General features: G+C 34.5%; 19 protein-coding genes and 1 tRNA gene. 19 read left to right on the plus strand and 1 reads right to left on the minus strand.

The features are described from left to right. Nucleotides 1–26 precede the first annotated feature (26 nt). The 16 genes from NTHER_RS06265 to NTHER_RS06335 all read left to right on the plus strand — a co-directional run bounded on the left by NTHER_RS06265 (nt 27) and on the right by NTHER_RS06335 (nt 13,857). Nucleotides 27–896: a DUF5309 domain-containing protein gene (locus NTHER_RS06265; RefSeq protein WP_012447693.1), complete on the plus strand. Its 870-nt coding sequence runs from the start codon at nt 27–29 to the stop codon at nt 894–896. A gap of 89 nt (nt 897–985) precedes the next feature. Then, nucleotides 986–1,165 carry a helix-turn-helix domain-containing protein gene (locus NTHER_RS06270; RefSeq protein WP_012447694.1) on the plus strand — a complete coding sequence of 60 codons (180 nt, stop codon included), beginning with the start codon at nt 986–988 and terminating at the stop codon, nt 1,163–1,165. 121 nt (nt 1,166–1,286) lie between these two features. After that, nucleotides 1,287–1,799 (plus strand): hypothetical protein, encoded by a 513-nt coding sequence (locus NTHER_RS06275; RefSeq protein WP_148206822.1) that lies wholly within the window; start codon nt 1,287–1,289, stop codon nt 1,797–1,799. After that, nucleotides 1,796–2,128 carry a hypothetical protein gene (locus NTHER_RS16035; RefSeq protein WP_012447696.1) on the plus strand — a complete coding sequence of 111 codons (333 nt, stop codon included), beginning with the start codon at nt 1,796–1,798 and terminating at the stop codon, nt 2,126–2,128. The genes NTHER_RS06275 and NTHER_RS16035 overlap by 4 nt, the downstream gene beginning before the upstream one ends. Nucleotides 2,129–2,249: 121 nt before the next feature. Further along, nucleotides 2,250–2,456, plus strand: coding sequence for a DUF5659 domain-containing protein (locus tag NTHER_RS06285; protein ID WP_012447697.1), 207 nt, complete (start codon nt 2,250–2,252; stop codon nt 2,454–2,456). 15 nt (nt 2,457–2,471) lie between these two features. Then, complete coding sequence (locus tag NTHER_RS06290) at nt 2,472–3,989, plus strand: TOTE conflict system archaeo-eukaryotic primase domain-containing protein (protein WP_012447698.1); 1,518 nt, start codon at nt 2,472–2,474, stop codon at nt 3,987–3,989. Between the two features lie 153 nt (nt 3,990–4,142). Beyond that, on the plus strand, nt 4,143–4,286 hold the full coding sequence (locus tag NTHER_RS15890; RefSeq protein ID WP_012447699.1) for a hypothetical protein: 144 nt from the start codon (nt 4,143–4,145) through the stop codon (nt 4,284–4,286). Between the two features lie 142 nt (nt 4,287–4,428). Further along, entirely contained in the window at nt 4,429–4,908 is a 480-nt protein-coding gene (locus NTHER_RS06295; protein ID WP_012447700.1) for a hypothetical protein, read from the plus strand. After that, nucleotides 4,892–5,281, plus strand: a complete 390-nt coding sequence (locus NTHER_RS06300; RefSeq protein WP_012447701.1) for a hypothetical protein — start codon at nt 4,892–4,894, stop codon at nt 5,279–5,281. Before NTHER_RS06295 ends, NTHER_RS06300 begins: the two co-directional genes overlap by 17 nt. A gap of 140 nt (nt 5,282–5,421) precedes the next feature. Then, the gene (locus NTHER_RS06305) at nt 5,422–5,640 is read left to right on the plus strand and encodes a hypothetical protein (RefSeq protein WP_012447702.1); all 219 of its coding nucleotides are present in this window, start codon (nt 5,422–5,424) and stop codon (nt 5,638–5,640) included. Nucleotides 5,641–5,712: 72 nt separating this feature from the next. Further along, entirely contained in the window at nt 5,713–7,305 is a 1,593-nt protein-coding gene (locus NTHER_RS06310; protein WP_012447703.1) for a phage terminase large subunit family protein, read from the plus strand. A 111-nt stretch (nt 7,306–7,416) separates the two neighbouring features. Beyond that, a tRNA-Val gene (locus tag NTHER_RS06315) sits at nt 7,417–7,492 on the plus strand. Nucleotides 7,493–7,624: 132 nt separating this feature from the next. Then, nucleotides 7,625–8,155, plus strand: coding sequence for a macro domain-containing protein (locus NTHER_RS06320; protein ID WP_012447704.1), 531 nt, complete (start codon nt 7,625–7,627; stop codon nt 8,153–8,155). 187 nt (nt 8,156–8,342) lie between these two features. Then, complete coding sequence (gene nuoE, locus NTHER_RS06325; protein WP_012447705.1) at nt 8,343–8,819, plus strand: NADH-quinone oxidoreductase subunit NuoE; 477 nt, start codon at nt 8,343–8,345, stop codon at nt 8,817–8,819. Nucleotides 8,820–8,834: 15 nt separating this feature from the next. Next, nucleotides 8,835–10,649 (plus strand): NADH-quinone oxidoreductase subunit NuoF, encoded by a 1,815-nt coding sequence (nuoF, locus tag NTHER_RS06330; protein ID WP_012447706.1) that lies wholly within the window; start codon nt 8,835–8,837, stop codon nt 10,647–10,649. Beyond that, on the plus strand, nt 10,636–13,857 hold the full coding sequence (locus NTHER_RS06335; RefSeq protein ID WP_012447707.1) for an FAD-dependent oxidoreductase: 3,222 nt from the start codon (nt 10,636–10,638) through the stop codon (nt 13,855–13,857). Before nuoF ends, NTHER_RS06335 begins: the two co-directional genes overlap by 14 nt. Nucleotides 13,858–13,965: 108 nt before the next feature. Here the strand turns inward: NTHER_RS06335 and NTHER_RS06340 are convergent, their stop codons facing one another. Next, a complete protein-coding gene (locus NTHER_RS06340; RefSeq protein WP_012447708.1) occupies nt 13,966–15,624 on the minus strand; it encodes a putative manganese-dependent inorganic diphosphatase in 1,659 nt (552 codons plus the stop codon). A 226-nt stretch (nt 15,625–15,850) separates the two neighbouring features. On the opposite strand from NTHER_RS06340, the gene argS reads away from it, so the two are divergent. The 3 genes from argS (at nt 15,851) to NTHER_RS06355 (ending at nt 19,413) form a co-directional block, all read left to right on the plus strand. Beyond that, a complete protein-coding gene (gene argS / locus NTHER_RS06345; RefSeq protein WP_012447709.1) occupies nt 15,851–17,551 on the plus strand; it encodes an arginine--tRNA ligase in 1,701 nt (566 codons plus the stop codon). Between the two features lie 14 nt (nt 17,552–17,565). Beyond that, nucleotides 17,566–18,132, plus strand: coding sequence for a pyruvate kinase alpha/beta domain-containing protein (locus tag NTHER_RS06350; protein WP_414628113.1), 567 nt, complete (start codon nt 17,566–17,568; stop codon nt 18,130–18,132). Nucleotides 18,133–18,348: 216 nt separating this feature from the next. Continuing rightward, nucleotides 18,349–19,413, plus strand: a complete 1,065-nt coding sequence (locus NTHER_RS06355; RefSeq protein WP_012447711.1) for a tetraprenyl-beta-curcumene synthase family protein — start codon at nt 18,349–18,351, stop codon at nt 19,411–19,413. The last annotated feature ends 43 nt before the right edge of the window (nt 19,414–19,456 follow it).

Below are 19,456 nucleotides of genomic sequence, written 5' to 3' on the forward strand. Positions count from 1 at the left end.
CTATATAATTACAGGAGTGATTGAATATGTTTACACATAATAACTTTTTACAATATGAAAGTATTGATATGAGTGGAGTTTTAGAAGTTACTAACGTACCACAAACTCCTATTACATCTTTGTTGATGGTAAGGCAGGTTCAAGCACAAGCTCCACAGGTACATTGGGTAGAAGTTGAGATAGATGAATCTTCGGCTGTTACTCAAGGAGAAGGTGATGATGCTCCAGAACATAAAACTGATAACAGAGAACTTAAAGAAAACTACCTTGAGATTTTTGGAGCAACAGCAAAGGTCTCAAATACTGCACAGTATTCAACTAGTGAAACTGTGAATGACTTACTAGCACATGAAGTAGAGTTGAAAACTCAATCCATTCGTAACAGAATGGAAAACAAGTTTATTAATGGTAATAAAAACTTTGCTGATGGTGTTTATGAAACTGATGGTATTCTTAACTTGATTAATTCTGAAAACCAAAAAACAGAAGATGAATTTAATGAAAATGTTTTCTTAGATACTTTACAAAAGCTATACGATGCGAATGTACACGATAATATGATTGTTTTCCTTAGACCAGAAGAGAAGATTAAGATTAACCAAGAGTTTAATAACGTAGTTAAATATACTGATACTTTAGATCGAGTAGCAGGATTCGATGCAGAGCAATACATATCTCCTTTTGGTATTGTAAGATTTGCACTTGCACCAAAGTTACCTGCTAATACAATGTTTGTAATTAATCCTGCTTATCTTGAAATGCCAACACTAATTCCATTCACAGCTAGACCACAGAATCCTAGTGGTTCTAAACAGGAAGTATACCTAGAAACACAAGCAGGAGTTAAGCTATTAAACAGTTATGCTGGTTCTACTTTAGAAATTTCTACTGCATAGTAATTTTAAGGGGCTAGATTTTAATTCTAGCCCCTTCTTATTAAAAAAATATAATTCAACATTTAGAAACAAAGGAGGAGACAAATGAAATGGTTACCCAAGAAGAACGAGACAAGCTTTTTTTAGAACGTAGGAAAAAGAGATTGACTTTAGATGAAGTTGCTAATTATGTAGGTTGTCATAAGAGTTTAATCTCTAAGTTTGAATTAGGTGAATGTGGTATGAGTGATGAGAAGGTTGAGAGGTATAGGGAAATCATAGCAACTTGACAAAATTTGTATGAAGAGTTATGCTATATTAAGAATATTCTGGAATTTAAAGAGGGAGGGGTAACAAATTAGAGTATCGGTAATTATAATTTTAAGTTTATTCTTGTTTGTTGGTTGTGGAATGGAAGGGAATTATATACCAGATGAAGAAAAGCTTGATTTTGCAGAACCACCACCGCAATTTAAAGATGAAGAACTTTATTATGATATTGGAGCTTCCTACTATGTTATTTTAGATAAATTAGATAAAGAAGAATCTTATGAAGAACATTTTCACACAAAAGAAGTCGTTTATGAAGATTTTGCAAAAGAATCTAATAAGATACATGAAGAATTGTTAGAAGAAGCTTCAAGAGATGAATTAGTAGAAGGAGATTATACAGATTTTGATTACGAAGTAGTATCTATGTATGTACAGTTTCTTAATCGATATGAAAGTTATGTAGAAAATAACATTAAAGAAACAGATAATCACTTTGAGACAGATGACTTTATCTATGGGGAATCAGAAAATAGTATGATGCTAAAACATATAATTAAAACTTTTAATGAGCTTTATGGTTTAGATGACCAATTAGAAATAATTGATGAAGATTTTGATTTATATGAAGAGTTAGGAGTAGAAATAGAATGATGAAAAATGGTGCGATAGTCAGTTATATTATTTCTATAATTTTTATAGGAATTGGTTTTCATAAGATTTTTATATATGAAAACCCAGATTCAGTATTAGAGAATGCAGTTAACGCATATGTAGGTGGAGATGCTTACAATTTTATAATTAATGCTAATTATGCCACTGGTTATTTTACTTTAGCAATATTTTTTGCCGTATTAGGGATGAGTTTTATGATGGCATATATTTTTCTAGAATATAATCAGCGTGAGGATATTAAATCAATTAGATCAAAAGGATTAGAAAATAATGAAGATATAAAAGAGTCAAATTCAGTAGATGAATAAAAGTGTCAAAAATTAATTTTAAAAGATTATAAGCAGTTAAAAACTGCTCTTTTTTTACTCCGATGGTCAAAGTTGGTCAAAAATGTCAGAATAAATCTGAAAATTTTAGGAGGGAAAACAAATGAATGAAAATCTAAAAGTTGCTACTTGGTATGTTGTTAGAAGTCAGCGTTTAGCTGGCTTTTTAATGTTAAAAGGGTTTGTATTAAAGAAGTTAGATATATCTAGGGAAGACCCCTCAAGAAATGTTTTCTTATTCAACAACACCAAAGAATTAAGAGATACTGTAGAGTTGTATAAGGAATTTAAAGACAAAATCTTTAGATAGAAAGGGGCGTAATGAATGTATTCACCAAAACTGGATGAGGATATTCAACAGAAGCTAATTGATAAGATTTATGACTTATATATTTATAGAACTGATAAATATCTTAAACAAAATCCAGGGAAAGAATTTATGACTTTAACAAAAGGGAAAACTACCAAAAAACCATTATTACCCTTTATGATTAAAGCACACTTAGAACAAAATTATACAATTGGTACTTTTGCAGGAAAAGGAAAGAACAACAGGACTTATACTAAATTTATATGTTTTGACGTTGATTTGAAGGAAGATGATAACCTTGCCAAGTGGTTTACCTACAAAGTTGCTGAAACTTTAAGAGAAATGGGAATCAATGAATATTACATTAGCCATTCTGGGGGAAAAGGTTATCATATAGAAGTTTTCTTTGAAGATTTAATACCAGTTAAATTAGCATATAAGTTTTACTTGTTAGTTTTACGATTTACAGATCTGTATAGCTATTCAGATAAGGGTAAAATTGAATTTAGACCAACAGAAAAAGAAGGAGTAAAGCTCCCTTTAGGGTTAAATCAGAAATATTATCAAACAGGTGGTTATTGTGGTTTTTGTTCTGAATTTGAAAGATTGAGAATGTTAGATGAACAGGAAGAAATTAATTATTTCTTAAATATCCAAAAAATAAAAAGAAAGAAAATCTCAAAAATAGTAAAGAAATATAAAAATTATTTTGAAGAAAGTAATAAAAAGATTCAAGAAAATAAAAAGACTGGAACTATAGAAAATGAGATTGAAGAAACAGGTGAAGTCCTTGAACAATATCAAGAATTGGGAATATATAATCAAACAGAGGATGAAATATTCAGCAAAGCAATGGATTATTATAGAAACGGATTAAAGCGGACAGGAACTAGACACAATGTTTGTCTGTTATTAGCAAAGTTTTTGAGATATAACGGATTAGAAAAAGGTGAAGCAGAACAGGAATTAAAGAATTGGATGAAAAGACAGGATGAAAAGACTTATAGAACGCCATTGGAGGATTCATTGAAAGATATAGAAAAAATTGTTAATTGGGTTTATGAAAATAATAAGAGTCTAGTACCGCCTAAAAAGGATTTATCAATCAGTTTTGACGAGATTAACACGATAGTTACTAACTGTCCACAAAAAAATCAAAAGTTATTAATGTACGCACTTCTAGTACATTCCAAAAGATACGCCACTGAAGGTGGCGTTTTTTATATGACTTTTAAACAGATGGAAGAAACTACTGGATTAGGTTTTAGGACAGTTTTTAGGCAAATTAATGAATTAGAAGAATTAAAGATGATTGAAGTTGTGGAAAGAAATGGTAAAAACTTTGAATATGATTACAGTTTGCAAAAACCAATTAGTAAGCCAAATAGATATAGAATAAAAATGAAAAATGAAAATCAAAGCGAAAAAATTGAATTGAAAGACAATTTTCAAGATTGTTTGTTGGAATTTTATTCTGATAAGCAGTTAAAAGACTTGTTACCAAGGAGACAGTATCAATATTTTATTAGTTAATAGCTATATTACTATCTATATATCAATATACTGTTATTATACTCTGATTACTATTATATATATATCGTTGTATGTCAAATTGTACATAAATATCAATTGCAGGAGAACCCTGCGTTTTTTTATATTTTAAACTCAACAAAGGAGGTTTTAAGTATGAATAAAAAAACTCAAGATATTTTAAATTTGATAGATGAGTTTAAAGAACAGGAAAAGGGTCAAAAGGAGAAAATGTTTACAGAGTTATATAAACTTGAAGAACAAGTGGATGAAATCACCAAAAAATTATTAAACCAATAAGGGGGAAAGGTTAATGTTCATTCCCATTTAGTTGGGGAATGAAAGGAGGTTTAAAAACTGAATATGGTTATACCGTTGGAGCAAAAAGGAGTCTAGGGAATGAACTAGACCGTATGTTATGACACATAAATTTTGGGATTCTATGAAGATAGGTAAGCAAGGAGAAAAGAAGGTAGATGAATTTCTGAATAATAAGAAAAATATAAGAAATGTTATTGATGTTTCTGATAACGAAGAATATATGGAAAAGGGAATTGATTTTCTAATTGAGACTGAAAGCGGAAATAAGCAAGGAATAGAAGTAAAAACAGATACTTATTATAGTAGTGGAAATTTCTTTTTAGAGTATATAGCAAACACAAACAAAAATAAAACTGGTGCATTGTTAAGCAGTCACGCCAAGTGGCTGTTTTATTATTTTATAGATGGTACTTTATATATCTTTAAATTATCTGATCTGAAAAAGTGGATAAAGAAAAATAAAAAGAAATATAAAAAAGTTTCTTCTCAAAACCCAACTTATAAAAGTTTAGGGTTGTTAGTTTCTAGAGAAGAATTGATTGAAGAACTGAATCCAAGTATTTATCAAATTGGAGGTATCCAAGATGATGGAGTTGCGTAAAGCATTAAGACAGTTGCCTACACGAAAAAAACATTACTTTGAGTGGAAATTTAATGTTAAGCCAAGAGTTGATTTAAGTAATTTATCAGAACAGGAATTTTTAGATAAATATACAGATGATGGTACAACAATTAGACCATTCAAGGAATGGGAGAGAACTCCAGAGTATCATGCACTTGTAAATCTTTACTTGCAATCTCAAACAGCTAATGACTTGCTAGAAGTTTACGAATCTGTTAAGGAAAAAGCTAAACAAGGTGATGATAAAGCGGTTAAACAGTTATTGGAATTACAAAAGAGAATTAAGGAAAATTCAAAAGAGGCAAGTAAGATGTTTGAAGAAGATGAAGGCGATGAATTGATATTAGATTAATCGACAAAAAGCTACAAAATTAGTCAAAGGATAACCCCCTTTCTGGAAAGAATTAGTTAATAGGAAGGTGATGAACGGTCTAAGTTTAACTTAGGGAGTCAAGCTTTCTGAAAAGAGTAGTTAACAGGAAGGGGGTGAAATTGATTAAAAGTAAGGATGGTTTTACTATTCCACCTGAGATAAACAGAGAAAAGTATAAAGAATCAATACAAAATATTGAAATTGGTTTTGATGAAATTATGGAAGAAATAGATAAAATAAAAGATGAAGAAACCAAAAATGAGTTAAAAGAAATTGTAACGATATTAAAACGAGATGTTAAAAAGCTAAAAGTTTTTTCAAAACCTGCTAACAATTAAAATATATTAAGTTTAGAAGGGGCTACCTCTAGGTATTCCCTTCTTTTTTATGTTTAAGGTGGTGAAACTAATATGGCAGTCAAAACCTCTAGTAAGAAGAAACTAGATAAAGTCTTAAATAACTTTGAGTTATATGCCAAGAACTTTATGAAGGTAGTTGATATAACAGGTGAAGAAGTTCCCTTAACATTAAACGAAGAACAGAGATACCTTTACAGGAACATGGATAAATATAATATTTGTCTAAAATCCCGACAGTTAGGAATAACTACACTTAGTTGTGCTTATTCAGTCTATTTAGCATGTACTAGGAAAAATGTTACTTCAATGATTGTCAGTTATAATCTTGAAAGTACACAAGAGATTTTTAATAAACTAAAAAGCATTTATAATAGTATTCCCGATGATGAGAGAATCAAGCCAAAGGAGTTAAGAAATAACAGATATGAATTGTTACTTGAAAATGGTAGCAAGGTACTTGTAAAAACAGCAGGGTATAAAGAGCTATCACGTGGTTTAACTTTGAGTTTTGCCCACCTATCAGAATACGCTTTTTGGAATGAGTGGGTACAAACAAAAGGATTAATGGGTTTAGAACAGTCCTTAATGAAGTCAGATGAACCTGGGAAAGGTCAAATAATAATTGAAAGTACCGCCAATGGTCTTAACAAATTTTACGAGCTTTTTAAATCAGCAGAGAAGGGTAACAGTAAATACAAACCCTTCTTTTTTAATTGGATAGACAATAAAAAGCAGTTTGCTAGTGAATATGATATTGCTGAAAAGTGGTATAAGTCTATCAATAAAGGAAATAGATTAACAACAAAAGATTTAACAGATGAAACGTCAAAAAAATTGTACTATGAAAAAGGTGCTAATTTAAAACAGATAATGTGGCGTTATTGGAAGTTACAGGATATGACAGAAGAAGAATTCTGTCAGGAATATCCCTCACATTCTGAACAGGCATTTATAAGTAGTCAGAAGTCAATATTTGATACTGAAATGATTGTTAAAAGATTAGATAATTTACTTCCACCATTGCCAAAGGAAGAACTAGCTGATCTGCCTAGTAAACTAAAAAAATATCTTAACAATGGATTGGATATTTACAATAGACCAAAGAGAGAACGCCATTTTGCAGGTGTTGATGTTGCTAGTGGTTCTGGTGCTGATTATTCTTCAATCATAGTTCTAAACAAAGATGGTGAACAAGTTGCTAGTTTTTATAGAAATGATGTACCAGTCCATGAGTTTGCTGAAATAGTTAACGAGCTAGGCAGGTATTTTAGTTATGCTTATACCTGTATAGAAAGAAATTCATACGGACTCCCATTAATTGAAAGACTAAGAGAAAGGCATCAATATATGAACTTATACAAGATGAAAACATTTGACCAAAGAGGTAAAAAGAAAAAACAGTTGGGATGGTTAACTACAAACGCATCTAAAAGCATTATGATAACGGACTTAAAAGAGTTATTTGAGAAAGGGTTAATTAATATTAACTGTCAAAGAACACTTGAAGAAATGAGGATATTTGAAGTTAGAGAAGATGGAAGTACAGGAAACAAGCAAGGAGAAGAAAACCATGATGATATGGTGATTGCTCTAGCTTTAAGTGTGGTTGCTTTAAAAGATAATAAATATTTTGTAAAGATATAATTTAACAACAAAGGGGTAAACCACTTGATTTCTAGTTTTGACTGTCTTATACTAGAGATATAACGGACTAATAAGAAAGTGGTTTACTTAGCAGTGATTCGTTGATTGAAAGGGCGGATAGCTCAGCTGGGAGAGCACCTGCCTTACAAGCAGGGGGTCACAGGTTCGAGCCCTGTTCCGCCCACCAAATTTTAAAAATTAGATTGTTAGCTAACCGCATCTACAAAGATGCGGTTTTTATTTTACTTAGAAGGATATTTTGCCGTTAAAATCAAATAATTATAAATGGAATTAGTTTAAAATTGGAGGTGGTGTAAATATGGAGAAGAAGATTGGCGGTGTTACTCTAAAAATCACTAAAGGTGATATTGCCAATCAAAATGATGTGCAAGCTATAGTTAATGCAGCCAATAGAGAGTTGCGAACTGGTGGTGGAGTAGCAGGAGCTATCCATCGAGGTGCTGGTCCGGAATTAGAACAGGAATGCCGACAATATGCTCCAATTACACCGGGTGAAGCAGTTATAACAGGAGCTCATAATTTACCTAATGATTATGTAATCCACTGTTTGGGGCCAGTATATGGTGTTGATAAGCCACATGATGAATTATTGATTAAATGTTATAAAAATGTTTTAAAGAAAGCCGATGAACATGAGATTAGATCCGTAGCATTCCCTGCAATATCTACTGGAGCATTTGGATATCCCATTGAAGAAGCTACCGAAATTGCCTTAGATACTGTTAAAGCGCAGGCAGATAAACTTAAAAATATTGAATTAATAAAATTTGTATTATTTGACGATAACAGTTTTAAAACTTATCAAGAAAAAACAAAGGAAATAGTCTGAATTTTTTTAGTTTAATCATAAAAGGTTGTAGGGTCATTCCATTTGTTATAAAATGAACATAGGGTATGAGGGGTATTTTTATGTTATAATATCTAGGACAGGCTTAGTTTTTAAGTCATTAGTAATAAAGATTAATTAATGTATTAAGTATTTAGGGAGGACATATTTTTCTGTTAGGAGGGATAACGTGTCTCAAGAAAAAACCATTGGAACAGAGGAAGTCAAAAAAGTAGAGAATCTAGTCAAAAAACACCAAGATAAAAAAGGTGCAGCTATTCCAATTTTGCAAGACATACAAAAGGAGTTGGGGTACATTCCTAAAGAGGTGTTACCAAAAGTTACCTCTTTAACAAAGATTCCAGAAAGTGACCTCTACAGTATTGTTACATTTTATTCTCAATTTAGATTGCAGCCCGTTGGTGATAATTTGATTCATGTTTGTCACGGAACTGCATGTCACTTGGCTGGTGCCGAGGAGATCACCAATGCTTTAGTACGAGAATTAGAGATTGGCGATGAAGGTACAAGCCCCGATGGTAAATTTACTGTCGAAAAAGTAGCCTGCCTCGGTTGCTGCAGTTTAGCACCAGTTATGACTATAAATGGTGAAACTCACGGCAGGCTGACTCCTGACAAAGCTGTTAAAATAGCTAAAAACATCTAGGAGGTGGACAAAAGTATGGTACCAGTTGTAAAAATCGGAATGGCCAGTTGTGGTATAGCTGCAGGGGCTAAAAAAGTTTATGACCTTTTCTCCGATGAAGCTCAAAGTAAAGCTTCTGTTCAAGAAACTGGCTGTGTCGGAATGTGTTTTAAAGAACCTCTGGTTGAAGTGATCGATAATGAGGGACGTTTTATTTACGGGGATGTGGATGAGAAAAAAGCGCAGCAAATTATTGAAGATCACTTGGATAATGGTCAACCTGTAGAGGATTTGATAGTTTATTCTGACAAAATTGAATCTGAAATTCAAAAATATTTGGATAGTCAAAAACGAATTTTATTGAAAAACAGTGGTAAAATTGATCCAGAAAATATAGAAAGTTATTTAGAAGAAGGCGGTTATCAAGGCTTATTAAATGCTTTAAAAGAAATGACTCCCAAAGATGTGATAGAAGAAGTTCAAAGCTCTGGTCTTAGAGGCCGAGGAGGAGCTGGCTTTCCTACTTTCAAAAAATGGGAATTTACAAGAATTGAAGAAAGACAGCCTAAATACGTGATTTGCAATGCCGATGAAGGTGACCCGGGTGCTTTCATGGATAGAAGTGTCTTGGAAAGTGATCCCCATAGTTTACTAGAAGGAATGGCAATTGCCGGTTATGCTATTGGGGCTAACACTGGATATATCTATATTAGAGCTGAATATCCACTTGCCGTTAAGAGGCTAGAGATAGCTATAGAACAGGCTAAAGAAAAGGGTTATTTAGGTAAAAACATTCAAGATACTGGATTTGATTTTGATATATATATTCGTGAAGGTGCAGGTGCTTTCGTTTGCGGTGAGGAGACAGCGTTAATAGCAAGTATTGAAGGTAAACGTGGAACACCTACTTTTAAACCGCCATTCCCAGCCCAAAAAGGTTTATGGACTCAACCAAGTTGTATTAATAACGTAGAAACCTTAGCTAATGTACCCAGGGTCTTTTTACAAGGAGCTGAAGCTTACAGTGAACTTGGTACTGAAAATAGCAAAGGTACAAAGGTATTTGCCCTGGCTGGTGACGTAAAACGCGGTGGTTTGATTGAAGTTCCTATGGGAATTAAAATCAAAGATATCGTTTATGAAGTTGGCGGCGGAATTGTTGAAGACAAAGGGTTCAAGGCTGTTCAGATAGGCGGACCTTCTGGAGGTTGTATACCTGCTAAATATCAGGATGTATCAGTTGATTACGAGTCACTAAATGAGCTAGGTGCTATCATGGGTTCAGGTGGTTTGCTCGTAATGGATGAGGATACTTGTATGGTAGACGTAGCCAAGTTTTTCTTGGACTTTACTGCTGAAGAGTCCTGCGGTAAATGTACTTTCTGCCGAATCGGAACTCATCAGATGCTTGATATTTTAGATAAAATCACTGAAGGTCGAGGAGAAATGGAAGACATTGATCGTTTAGAAGATTTGGGTAGTAAAATCATTAAAGGATCCCTATGTGGATTGGGTCAAACTGCTCCTAACCCGGTATTAACAACCTTGAAGTACTTTAGAGATGAGTACGAAGCTCATGTTAAAGAAAATAGATGTCCAGCTGGCACTTGTAAAGAGCTGATCGCCTTCTCCATAACAGATGATTGTATTGGTTGCGGAGTTTGTAAGAAGAGCTGTCCAGTTGGAGCGATTTCTGGAGATAAAAAAGAGATCCATATCATAGATCAAGAAGAATGTGTAAAATGCGGTATGTGCGTATCAGCATGTAAATTTGATGCTATTCACGTAGTTAGTGGTGAAGAGAAAGAGAGGATAACTAGCAAGGGAGGGGATAAAGGTGACGAAAGTTAAAGTAACAATTGATAACAAAACTGTTGAAGTGAATCCAGGAGCGACTGTTTTAGAAGCTGCGGAAAAGGCTGATGTGGAAATCCCCACCTTGTGTCATGATCCACGATTGGAGCCTTTTGCAGCTTGTCGACTGTGCTTTGTGGAAATCGAAGGTGGAAACAAACCCATGACTGCTTGCTCCACTGAGGCACGGGATGGTATGGAAGTTCATACTAATTCAGAAACATTATCTGAGATTCGAAAGTCTGCTTTGGAGTTACTATTAGCTAATCACTATGGCGATTGTATGGCTCCATGTAATCAAGCTTGTCCTGCAAGTGTTGATGTCCAAGGTTTTATTGCGCACATTGCAAATGGTAAACCAAGGGAAGCAGCTAGCGTTGTAAGAGAACAAATGCCCTTCCCTTCCAGTGTAGGTAGGGTTTGTCCTAAATTCTGTGAAGAAAAATGTCGTAGAGACATTTTAGAAGATCCTGTTTCTATTTGTACACTTCACAGATTTGCAGGAGATCAGGATCTGGCAGCAAAAGGAGATAATTTACCTGAAGTAAAACCTGACACTGGTAAACATGTGGCTGTAGTAGGTGGCGGACCTGCAGGCTTATCAGCTGCCTATTACTTGCGACAAGAGGGTCATAGAGTTACCATCTTTGAAGGTGAAGAAAAATTAGGTGGATTTTTAAGATATGGTATTCCTGAATACCGACTTCCCAATGACTTGCTAGATCAAGAGATCGATCATATATTAAAACTTGGTATACAAGTAAAAACCAATAAGCGATTAGGTGAAGACTTTACCGTAGATAGCTTAAAAGAATCCGAATATGATGCAGTATTCTTAGCTATTGGCGCTCAAGAAAATAGAGATTTAGACTTGGGATGTCCTTCCGATCTAAGTGGTTTTTATTCAGGTATAGATTACCTGAAAAATATTGCGGAAGGAAAACATGTGGAATTAGGTAAAAAAGTAGTAGTTGTTGGTGGCGGTAATACCGCTATGGATGCTGCTAGAACTTCAGTTAGAATGGGAGCAGATGTGACAGTAGTTTACAGACGTTCAAGAAATGAAATGCCTGCAGATCCTAAAGAAATTGAAGAAGCCCTTGAAGAAGGTGTAGATATTCAGTTCTTGACAAATCCTTCCCAAGTGATCGGAGAAGACAAAGTAGAAGAAGTTGAATGTGTTCAAATGGAATTAGGTCCTCCTGATGAAAGTGGTAGAAGAAGACCACAACCAATTGAAGGTTCTGAATTTCGTTTACAGGCTGATTCAGTCATATTAGCTGTAGGGCAAGAAGTTGATGATGACTGCTTTGCTGACTGTGAAGCTCTGTGTGCAACTTCTTGGGGTGAAGTAGACGCCTCTGAGGAAACATTTACAACTACAGCTGAGGGAGTATTTGCGGCAGGAGACTGCGTAACAGGACCTAGTACTGTAGTTGAAGCTATTGGTCAAGCAAAGAAAGCTACCTTTTCCATCGATAAATATCTGAATGGTGAAGAAATTACTCCTATTAAAGAAGAATACAACTGCTCTCGAGGTGAGAATGAAGATATCGATCCTGAAGAATATGCTGATGAAGAATCTCAAGAACGAACTGAACAACCTACCATTGAACCTGAAAAGAGAAAAACTAGCTTCGTGGAATATGAACACGGATTTGACGAATTGAGTGCAAGAAAAGAAACTAAACGTTGCCTATCATGCGGTTGTGATGAAGTTTTTGACTGTACTTTGAAAGAACTTGCAACGGAATACGGAGTATCTGATGACGAAGTTGTTAAGATGGACAGAAAGCAAAATCATCCAATTCCAGAGGATCACCCATATATTAAGAGAGATCCAAATAAGTGTATCCTATGTGGTAGTTGTGTCAGAATCTGTAGTGAAGTCCAGGGAGTTCATGCTTTTGGAATGGTAAATAGGGGACTAGATACAATCGTACTACCTTCCCTAGAAATGCCTTTAGAAGAAACAGAATGTGAATCTTGCAGCCAGTGTATTTCCGTATGTCCAACTGGTGCTTTGACAAACAGATTAGCGCTTGAAAAACCCGGACCATGGAAAACGGACAAAAAAGATTCCGTATGTCCTCACTGCGGTGTTGGCTGCTCAATCACCTTGGAACATGCAGGAGACCAACTAGTAGGAGTAGAATCGAGAGTAAACAATGAAGTGAATGCTGGTAACTTGTGCGTGGAAGGTGCTTATCGATACAACACACTAGATCAACACGAAAACAACGAAATGGCAGAAAATGATCAAGAAGAAGCTCTTAAGAAGGCTGCCCATGAGTTAGCCAGGGTTAAAAAAGAAGGAAGCTTAGCAGTATTTATTTCACCAAAACTGCCTTTAGAAATAGCTAAACAAACTAAGCAGCTAGCCCACGGAAAACTGGGAGCTGATTATATAGCAAGTACTACTCCAATAAACTACTCAATACTCAAACAATCTAAAGAGGAATTAATGGCAGAATACGGTGGAGAGTTCAATGACTTGGATCATTCTGACTTTATAGTTATGTATAGAGTGAATCCCGGTGAAGATTATCCGGTAGTTGATAACAGAGTTAGAATGAATAAAAATAAGGGTACTCAGCTAGCCTTAATTAATGATGTAAAAACAAAATTAGATGATATTGTAGACAATTATGTAGCAGTGGATTCATCTAAAAAAGGCCAAGAAACATTAACTAGTCTAGCTAATGGTGCAGGACAAGATGAAGTAGCAAAATCCTTACAACAAGCCAAGTCACCTGTGATTATCCTTGATGGAGCCAGAATAACTGAACAAGAATTACAAGCTGTTACAGAAGTAGCAAATAAACATCAGGGCGATCTTAAAGTACTAGTTCTACAACCAGCGGGTAACAGTTATGGTTTTGTTCAAGAAGACATCCTTACTCACGAACATGAAGAAGTTATGAATAAGGTGGCGGCAGGAGATATTACCGGTGCTTTAGTAATCGAATCTGATGAAGAATTAGCTACTAAGTTATCCAATAATGGCAAATCACTTTTTGTAGCTGATATTCTTGCCGGAAGAGTGGCTGGAAATGGAGCTGCAGATGTAACCATGATGGCAGAAAGCTATCTAGAAATGGACGGTAGTTTCTACAACTCTGAAGGTAGACTACAAAAGATGTCGGCTGTGAACAAAAAGCCAGTGGTAACAGAACTTTTAGAGAAATTACAACAGTCTATGTAGATTTATATGATAAATGACGGTAAGAGAATATTCCGTTAACAAGAAAAGCAGGCTTCCTAATTTAGGGAGCCTGCTTTTTTCATATCGTGACATCAAGAATTACGTTAATTATTTTTGTGAAAAAAATCTTGATAGAGGTGGCACTACTTGTTTTTTTCTGCTAACTACATTTTCTAGGTATAAAGTATTTTCTGATAACCTTTGTTGAAATACTGATTCAACACAATTCAAATCAGTGCCTTCAACCAGTAGTAAAGAATCCTGTCTTTCAATATCAGTTACTAGAAAAAGTAACAGATCATATTGATCTTCTGTAATTATTTTTTTCATTCCCTCTTTAATACTGGGAAGGTATTCTCTCACATCTTGATAATCAACCGTGTTCATCTGTCCTATACCAACGAATTTTTCTCCAAAATTGTACTCTTTAAAGTCCTTTGTTATCATAGGAACAGGAGCTTCTTCTATTACTTCTGCACCTTTTCGAAACATTTTCTTACCGAATTCGTAGATATCAAGTCCGCTTATTTGGCTTAATTCTTGAGCAATACTGATATCAAGTTGGGTACAGGTAGGTGATTTTAAAATAACTGTATCAGATAAAATTGCTGCTAATAAAAGACCTGCTGTTGTTGGATCAGGTTTTAGATTGTGTTCTTGATATATACGAGCAATTATTGTAGCCGTAGCTCCTAGAGGTTCATTCCTAAAATAAATCGGTTCTGCCGAAGAAAGATCACCCAATTTATGATGGTCAATTATTTCTAGTATCTTTGCTTCATTAATACCCTGAACTGCCTGATGACTTTCATTATGGTCAATTAAAACAACTTCTTTTCCCTGTAATCCCAATAGATCTTTTCGAGATATGGTTCCTACAACTTGATTATCATGGTTTAGAACGGGGTAACTACGATATCTTGTCGCAAGCATTTCGTCTTTAGCTTCTTCGGTAAGGTCATCGGTATAAAAGGATACGATGTTGCCAGTATTCATGAAGTCTTTTACAGGAGTTGCCATGGTTAACAATCTAACTGTCTTTGAAGTATCATGGGGTACCGAAATGATGGAGGCATCTTTATCTTTTGCTAGATCTCTAGTTTTTGAACTTGGTTGACTATTACCTGTCAATATTAGACATTTTGCACCAGCTTTGAGACAGTTAATTTGAGCATCTTGTCTATCTCCCAACAAAACAATGTCACCCCGGGAAACAAAACTTGGGAGTGTATCTTGACTCATAGCGCCCACAATGATTTTTCCTTTTAACGATTTATCTTTACCTAGGTAAAGAGCTTCACCAGCTAAAATTTTAACAAGTGATTCGGACTCAAAAGAAATTGGTCCTAAAAAATCTTTTTCAAGATCGTCCATAATTTTAGCAGCTAAGTCTCCCATAGTGACTAGACCTTGCAGGCGCTCGTGTTGATCAACTACTGGAAACGACTTGGATTCTTTATTTTTTAACAAAGAATTAATCTCTTTAACTGTGGTATCTGGGTTAATAGTTACAGGTTCCTCAGTAAGCATGTCAGATACACGTGAATGAATATCTTTTATTAGTGGAGGGTGTTCAACCTCAAGATGATTTAATACGAACTCTGTTTCTTTATTTATTTCTCCTGCTCTTGCACCCTGAAATTGATGTTCGTTACTAACTTTATTCTTAAAATTACTGTAAGCCAAAGCTGAACAAATTGAGTCTGTATCAGGTTTTTTATGACCCAAAAAAAATATAGGTCTGTCCTTATAGTAAGATCGGTTCATGGTCTCACTCCTAACGAGTTAAACATACCGTATTGTAAATCATATACATTAAGTCTAACATAAATTTTAGTTATTTTTAACTAAAATAGACTTGGATATAAAGAATATAAATTTGTTTTTGCAAAGATTTCTTGTTGGCACTGACAAATTGAGATATAATAAATCATGCATGCAATTAAAACATAAAATATTCATTTGAAATATTTAAAGAAATGGGGGATAAGCTATGGAAATTTTTCGCCAGAAAATAGCAGAGTTACTGCTGGAAGAAACCGGGCTTGATCTTGAGGACATTAAAGAAAACGTTGAAGTTCCCCCGGACCGTAACCTGGGAGATTTTGCCTTTCCTTGTTTTAAACTGGCCAAGATAAAGAAAAAAAATCCAGCTCAAATTGCATCGGAAATAGTTGAAAATATTGAAGCAGGAGAATACTTTTCAGCTATAGAAGCTACAGGTCCATATATTAATTTCACCTGTAATCTTGAAAAATTAAACCAGGACACCTTAGAAAGGATTTATACCCAAGGCCGTGGATACGGAAAATCTTCTGAAGGGGATGGGAAAACAGTAGTTATCGACTTTTCATCACCAAATATAGCCAAACCTTTTGGATTTGGTCACCTTCGTTCTACTGTTATTGGCAATTCCCTGGCAAATGTTTATGAGACCTTAGGGTATAATGTGGAAAGAATTAATCATTTAGGAGACTGGGGAACTCAGTTTGGCAATTTGATTGCCGCATATTTGAAATGGGGAAACGAACAAGAGTTAGAAAAAGACCCCATTGAATATTTATATGATTTGTATGTCAAGTTTCATGAAGAAATGGAAGAAGACCCGTCTTTGAAAGATGAAGGAAGGGAATGGTTTAGAAAGCTTGAGGAAGGCGATGAGACGGCGGAAAAGCTTTGGGAATGGTTTAGAGAAATGAGTTTAAAAGATTTTGAACGTATTTACCGTAAACTTGGAGTTAAGTTTGATAGTAACAAAGGTGAAGCTTTTTACAATGATAAGTTGGAAGACACCATAGAAACCATCAAAGATTCTGGAATCGCTACTTATAGTCAAGGTGCATTAATTGTAGATTTAAACGAAGAAAATTTACCACCTTGTTTATTAAAGAAACAAGATGGTGCCACATTATACATTACTAGAGATTTAACTGCAGCCTTCTATCGATACGAAAACTATCAATTTGATAAAGCTCTATATGTAGTGGGAGCTGATCAGGAACTGCATTTTAACCAAATGTTCAATGTTCTAAAGAAAATGGGTTGTGATTGGGCTGAAAATATGGAGCATGTACCCTTTGGGTTAATTAGATTCCAAGATAGGAAAATGTCTACTCGCAAAGGAAATATGGTTTACTTAGAAGACGTTCTTGAAAAAGCAAAACAACTGGCCCTTGAAACTATTAGAGAAAAGAACCCTGAATTAGATAATCAAGAAGATATTGCAGAAATGGTGGGAGTAGGAGCTGTAATTTTTGGTGACCTAAGCAATGACAGGGTTAAAGAAGTGAATTTTGATTGGGATAAAATTTTAGACTTCAATGGAGAAACAGCACCTTATTTACAATATACACATGCGCGAATTTGTAGTGTATTGAAAAAAGCTGATATTACGCCAGAGTATGACAAAGACATAGTTAAGCACTTGCAGTCAGACTATGAAAAGAATGTGATTCAGTTGTTGGCTGGATTCACAGATGCTTTAAAACGAACTAGGGATGCCAACAAACCTCATATACTAGCCAGGTATCTGCTGGATTTAGGTAGAGAATTCAACCGTTTTTATAACCATTGCCCTATCTTGAATGAAACCGAAGAAGTAAAACAGGCTCGATTAATACTCATTGATGCTGTGAGACAGGTTTTAGCTAATGGCCTAGGTATTATGGGTATTAAAGCTCCTGAAGCAATGTAAATTAGTGATGGGAGGTGGAAACATTGATTACTTTTGAAAATTCCGGTCAGGATAATACAAATCGAGCTTTAGAGTTAGCTGTAGAGCGTGGAAAAGAGCTAGGAGTAACAGATTATATTGTGGCCTCGAATAACGGTGATACTGCATTAATACTTGCCGATCTCTTAAAAGATCAGGAAGCAAATATTAATTGTGTTACTCATCATGTAGGTTTCAAAGAACCTGGTCAGGATGAAATGTCCCAGGAAAACAGAGAAAAATTATCTAATCAAGGAATTTCTGTATTAACTACTACCCATTTATTTGCTAATATTGAAAGAGCTGTAACCAATGAATTCGGTGGCTTATATCCTGGTGGAATTGTTTCAGCAACTTTAAGATGTTTTGGACAGGGAGTAAAAGTAACTTTTGAAATCTCTACCATGGCATTAGATGCTGGTTTGATTCCCTATGGAAAGAAAGTGATTGCCATAGGAGGCAGTGGTCGGGGAGCTGATTCTGCCGTGGTTATTACTCCAGCTCATGGCAAAGACTTTTTTAAGACATCTCTACATGAAATAATTTGTAAGCCAGCTTTATAGTGAAATAAATATAGTGAAATAAACATATTAACTAGTTCGAAATGGATTAATACCTGCTGTCTTGGAAATATTATGATAGCAGGTATTTTTTGTTTGTCTGTGTTAAACACAAAATTCGTTCAATAGAAAAGTTCAACTAGCAACAACAGAGTATAAAGAACTTTTGTTTATTAAGTTGTAAAATATTAAATACGATTAACCAGGGAGGAAAGGGTATTGCAGTTCAAATCACTTAGTTTAATGATTTTTAAAGTTCTACCCTTTGTAAATCGGGAATTAAATTACTGGTACGATGTGATTTCCAATGCCTCTAGTGATTTTTTAAGTGAACAAGGACAATTAAGCATTAAATTTAAAAAATTTCACTGTCAGGGTGGAAGTGTCTATTCACTATACAAAGGAAGTTTCGACGAGGATGTGGCTCGATTTATTGTAGCTTTTCAAACAATCAGCGATTATCTTGATAATTTGTGCGATCGTTCTGGTATTTATGAAGAAAGAAGTTTTGCAAAACTACATCAAGCAATGCTTGATATTTTTAATACTGATGAAGTCAATTTGTCAGTTTCAGGAGAAGGATATTATAAATATTATCCTCATACAGATGATGACAGTTATCTGATCAATTTAGTACAGACTTGTAGACAGGAATTAAGTAAATTTAAAGAAATTGACTTAGTTAGAGATGACTTGTATTTCTATACCAAGCTCTACACAGAATTACAAATTTACAAGCATCTAGAACTAGATAAAAGAGAATCCAAGTTAAAGTCCTGGCATGAGCATTATACCACTAAATTGAATAGTGCTGGAAATTTATACTGGTGGGAATTTGCCAGTGCATCTGGTTCTACATTATTGATTTTTGCTTTAATTGCTTTGATGTCTAAAAATTACGATGAAACCTCACACCGGTCAATTTTGAACTGTTATTTTCCTTGGATTTGTGGACTTCATATTTTACTTGATTATTTAATTGATCAAGAGGAGGATTATCGAGAACAAGATCTAAATTTTGTGTTTTTTTATCCTAATAAAGAAATGATGTTGACAAGATTAAAGTACTTTGTCAACAAGTCCTTAGAATCCATTAAAGAGTTACCAAATGCTGATTTTCATAAAATGGTAGTAAAAGGGTTACTGGCTCTGTACCTATCAGATCCTAAAATTGAAAGTCAGGGAATGGAATTATTGCGAAATGACCTGCTTTCAACTGGAGGTAGTGATACATTAATGTTATATAAAGTCTGTAAATCACTTAGAAGAGTAGGAGTAATCTAGATTTAATTTATTATTACTTAGGCGCTGTTATATTTAGTTGTTG

Origin of the sequence: Natranaerobius thermophilus JW/NM-WN-LF (assembly GCF_000020005.1) — a bacterium.
Taxonomy (GTDB): Bacteria; Bacillota; Natranaerobiia; order Natranaerobiales; family Natranaerobiaceae; genus Natranaerobius; species Natranaerobius thermophilus.

Excerpts from the sequence above, each read along its gene's own strand:
- NTHER_RS06265 (WP_012447693.1), top strand. The coding sequence starts at position 27 with ATGTTTACACATAATAACTTTTTACAATATGAAAGTATTGATATGAGT.
- NTHER_RS06270 (WP_012447694.1), top strand. The coding sequence starts at position 986 with ATGGTTACCCAAGAAGAACGAGACAAGCTTTTTTTAGAACGTAGGAAA.
- NTHER_RS06275 (WP_148206822.1), top strand. The coding sequence starts at position 1,287 with ATGGAAGGGAATTATATACCAGATGAAGAAAAGCTTGATTTTGCAGAA.
- NTHER_RS16035 (WP_012447696.1), top strand. The coding sequence starts at position 1,796 with ATGATGAAAAATGGTGCGATAGTCAGTTATATTATTTCTATAATTTTT.
- NTHER_RS06285 (WP_012447697.1), top strand. The coding sequence starts at position 2,250 with ATGAATGAAAATCTAAAAGTTGCTACTTGGTATGTTGTTAGAAGTCAG.
- NTHER_RS06290 (WP_012447698.1), top strand. The coding sequence starts at position 2,472 with ATGTATTCACCAAAACTGGATGAGGATATTCAACAGAAGCTAATTGAT.
- NTHER_RS15890 (WP_012447699.1), top strand. The coding sequence starts at position 4,143 with ATGAATAAAAAAACTCAAGATATTTTAAATTTGATAGATGAGTTTAAA.
- NTHER_RS06295 (WP_012447700.1), top strand. The coding sequence starts at position 4,429 with ATGAAGATAGGTAAGCAAGGAGAAAAGAAGGTAGATGAATTTCTGAAT.
- NTHER_RS06300 (WP_012447701.1), top strand. The coding sequence starts at position 4,892 with ATGATGGAGTTGCGTAAAGCATTAAGACAGTTGCCTACACGAAAAAAA.
- NTHER_RS06310 (WP_012447703.1), top strand. The coding sequence starts at position 5,713 with ATGGCAGTCAAAACCTCTAGTAAGAAGAAACTAGATAAAGTCTTAAAT.
- NTHER_RS06320 (WP_012447704.1), top strand. The coding sequence starts at position 7,625 with ATGGAGAAGAAGATTGGCGGTGTTACTCTAAAAATCACTAAAGGTGAT.
- nuoF (WP_012447706.1), top strand. The coding sequence starts at position 8,835 with ATGGTACCAGTTGTAAAAATCGGAATGGCCAGTTGTGGTATAGCTGCA.
- NTHER_RS06340 (WP_012447708.1), bottom strand. The coding sequence starts at position 15,624 with ATGAACCGATCTTACTATAAGGACAGACCTATATTTTTTTTGGGTCAT.
- argS (WP_012447709.1), top strand. The coding sequence starts at position 15,851 with ATGGAAATTTTTCGCCAGAAAATAGCAGAGTTACTGCTGGAAGAAACC.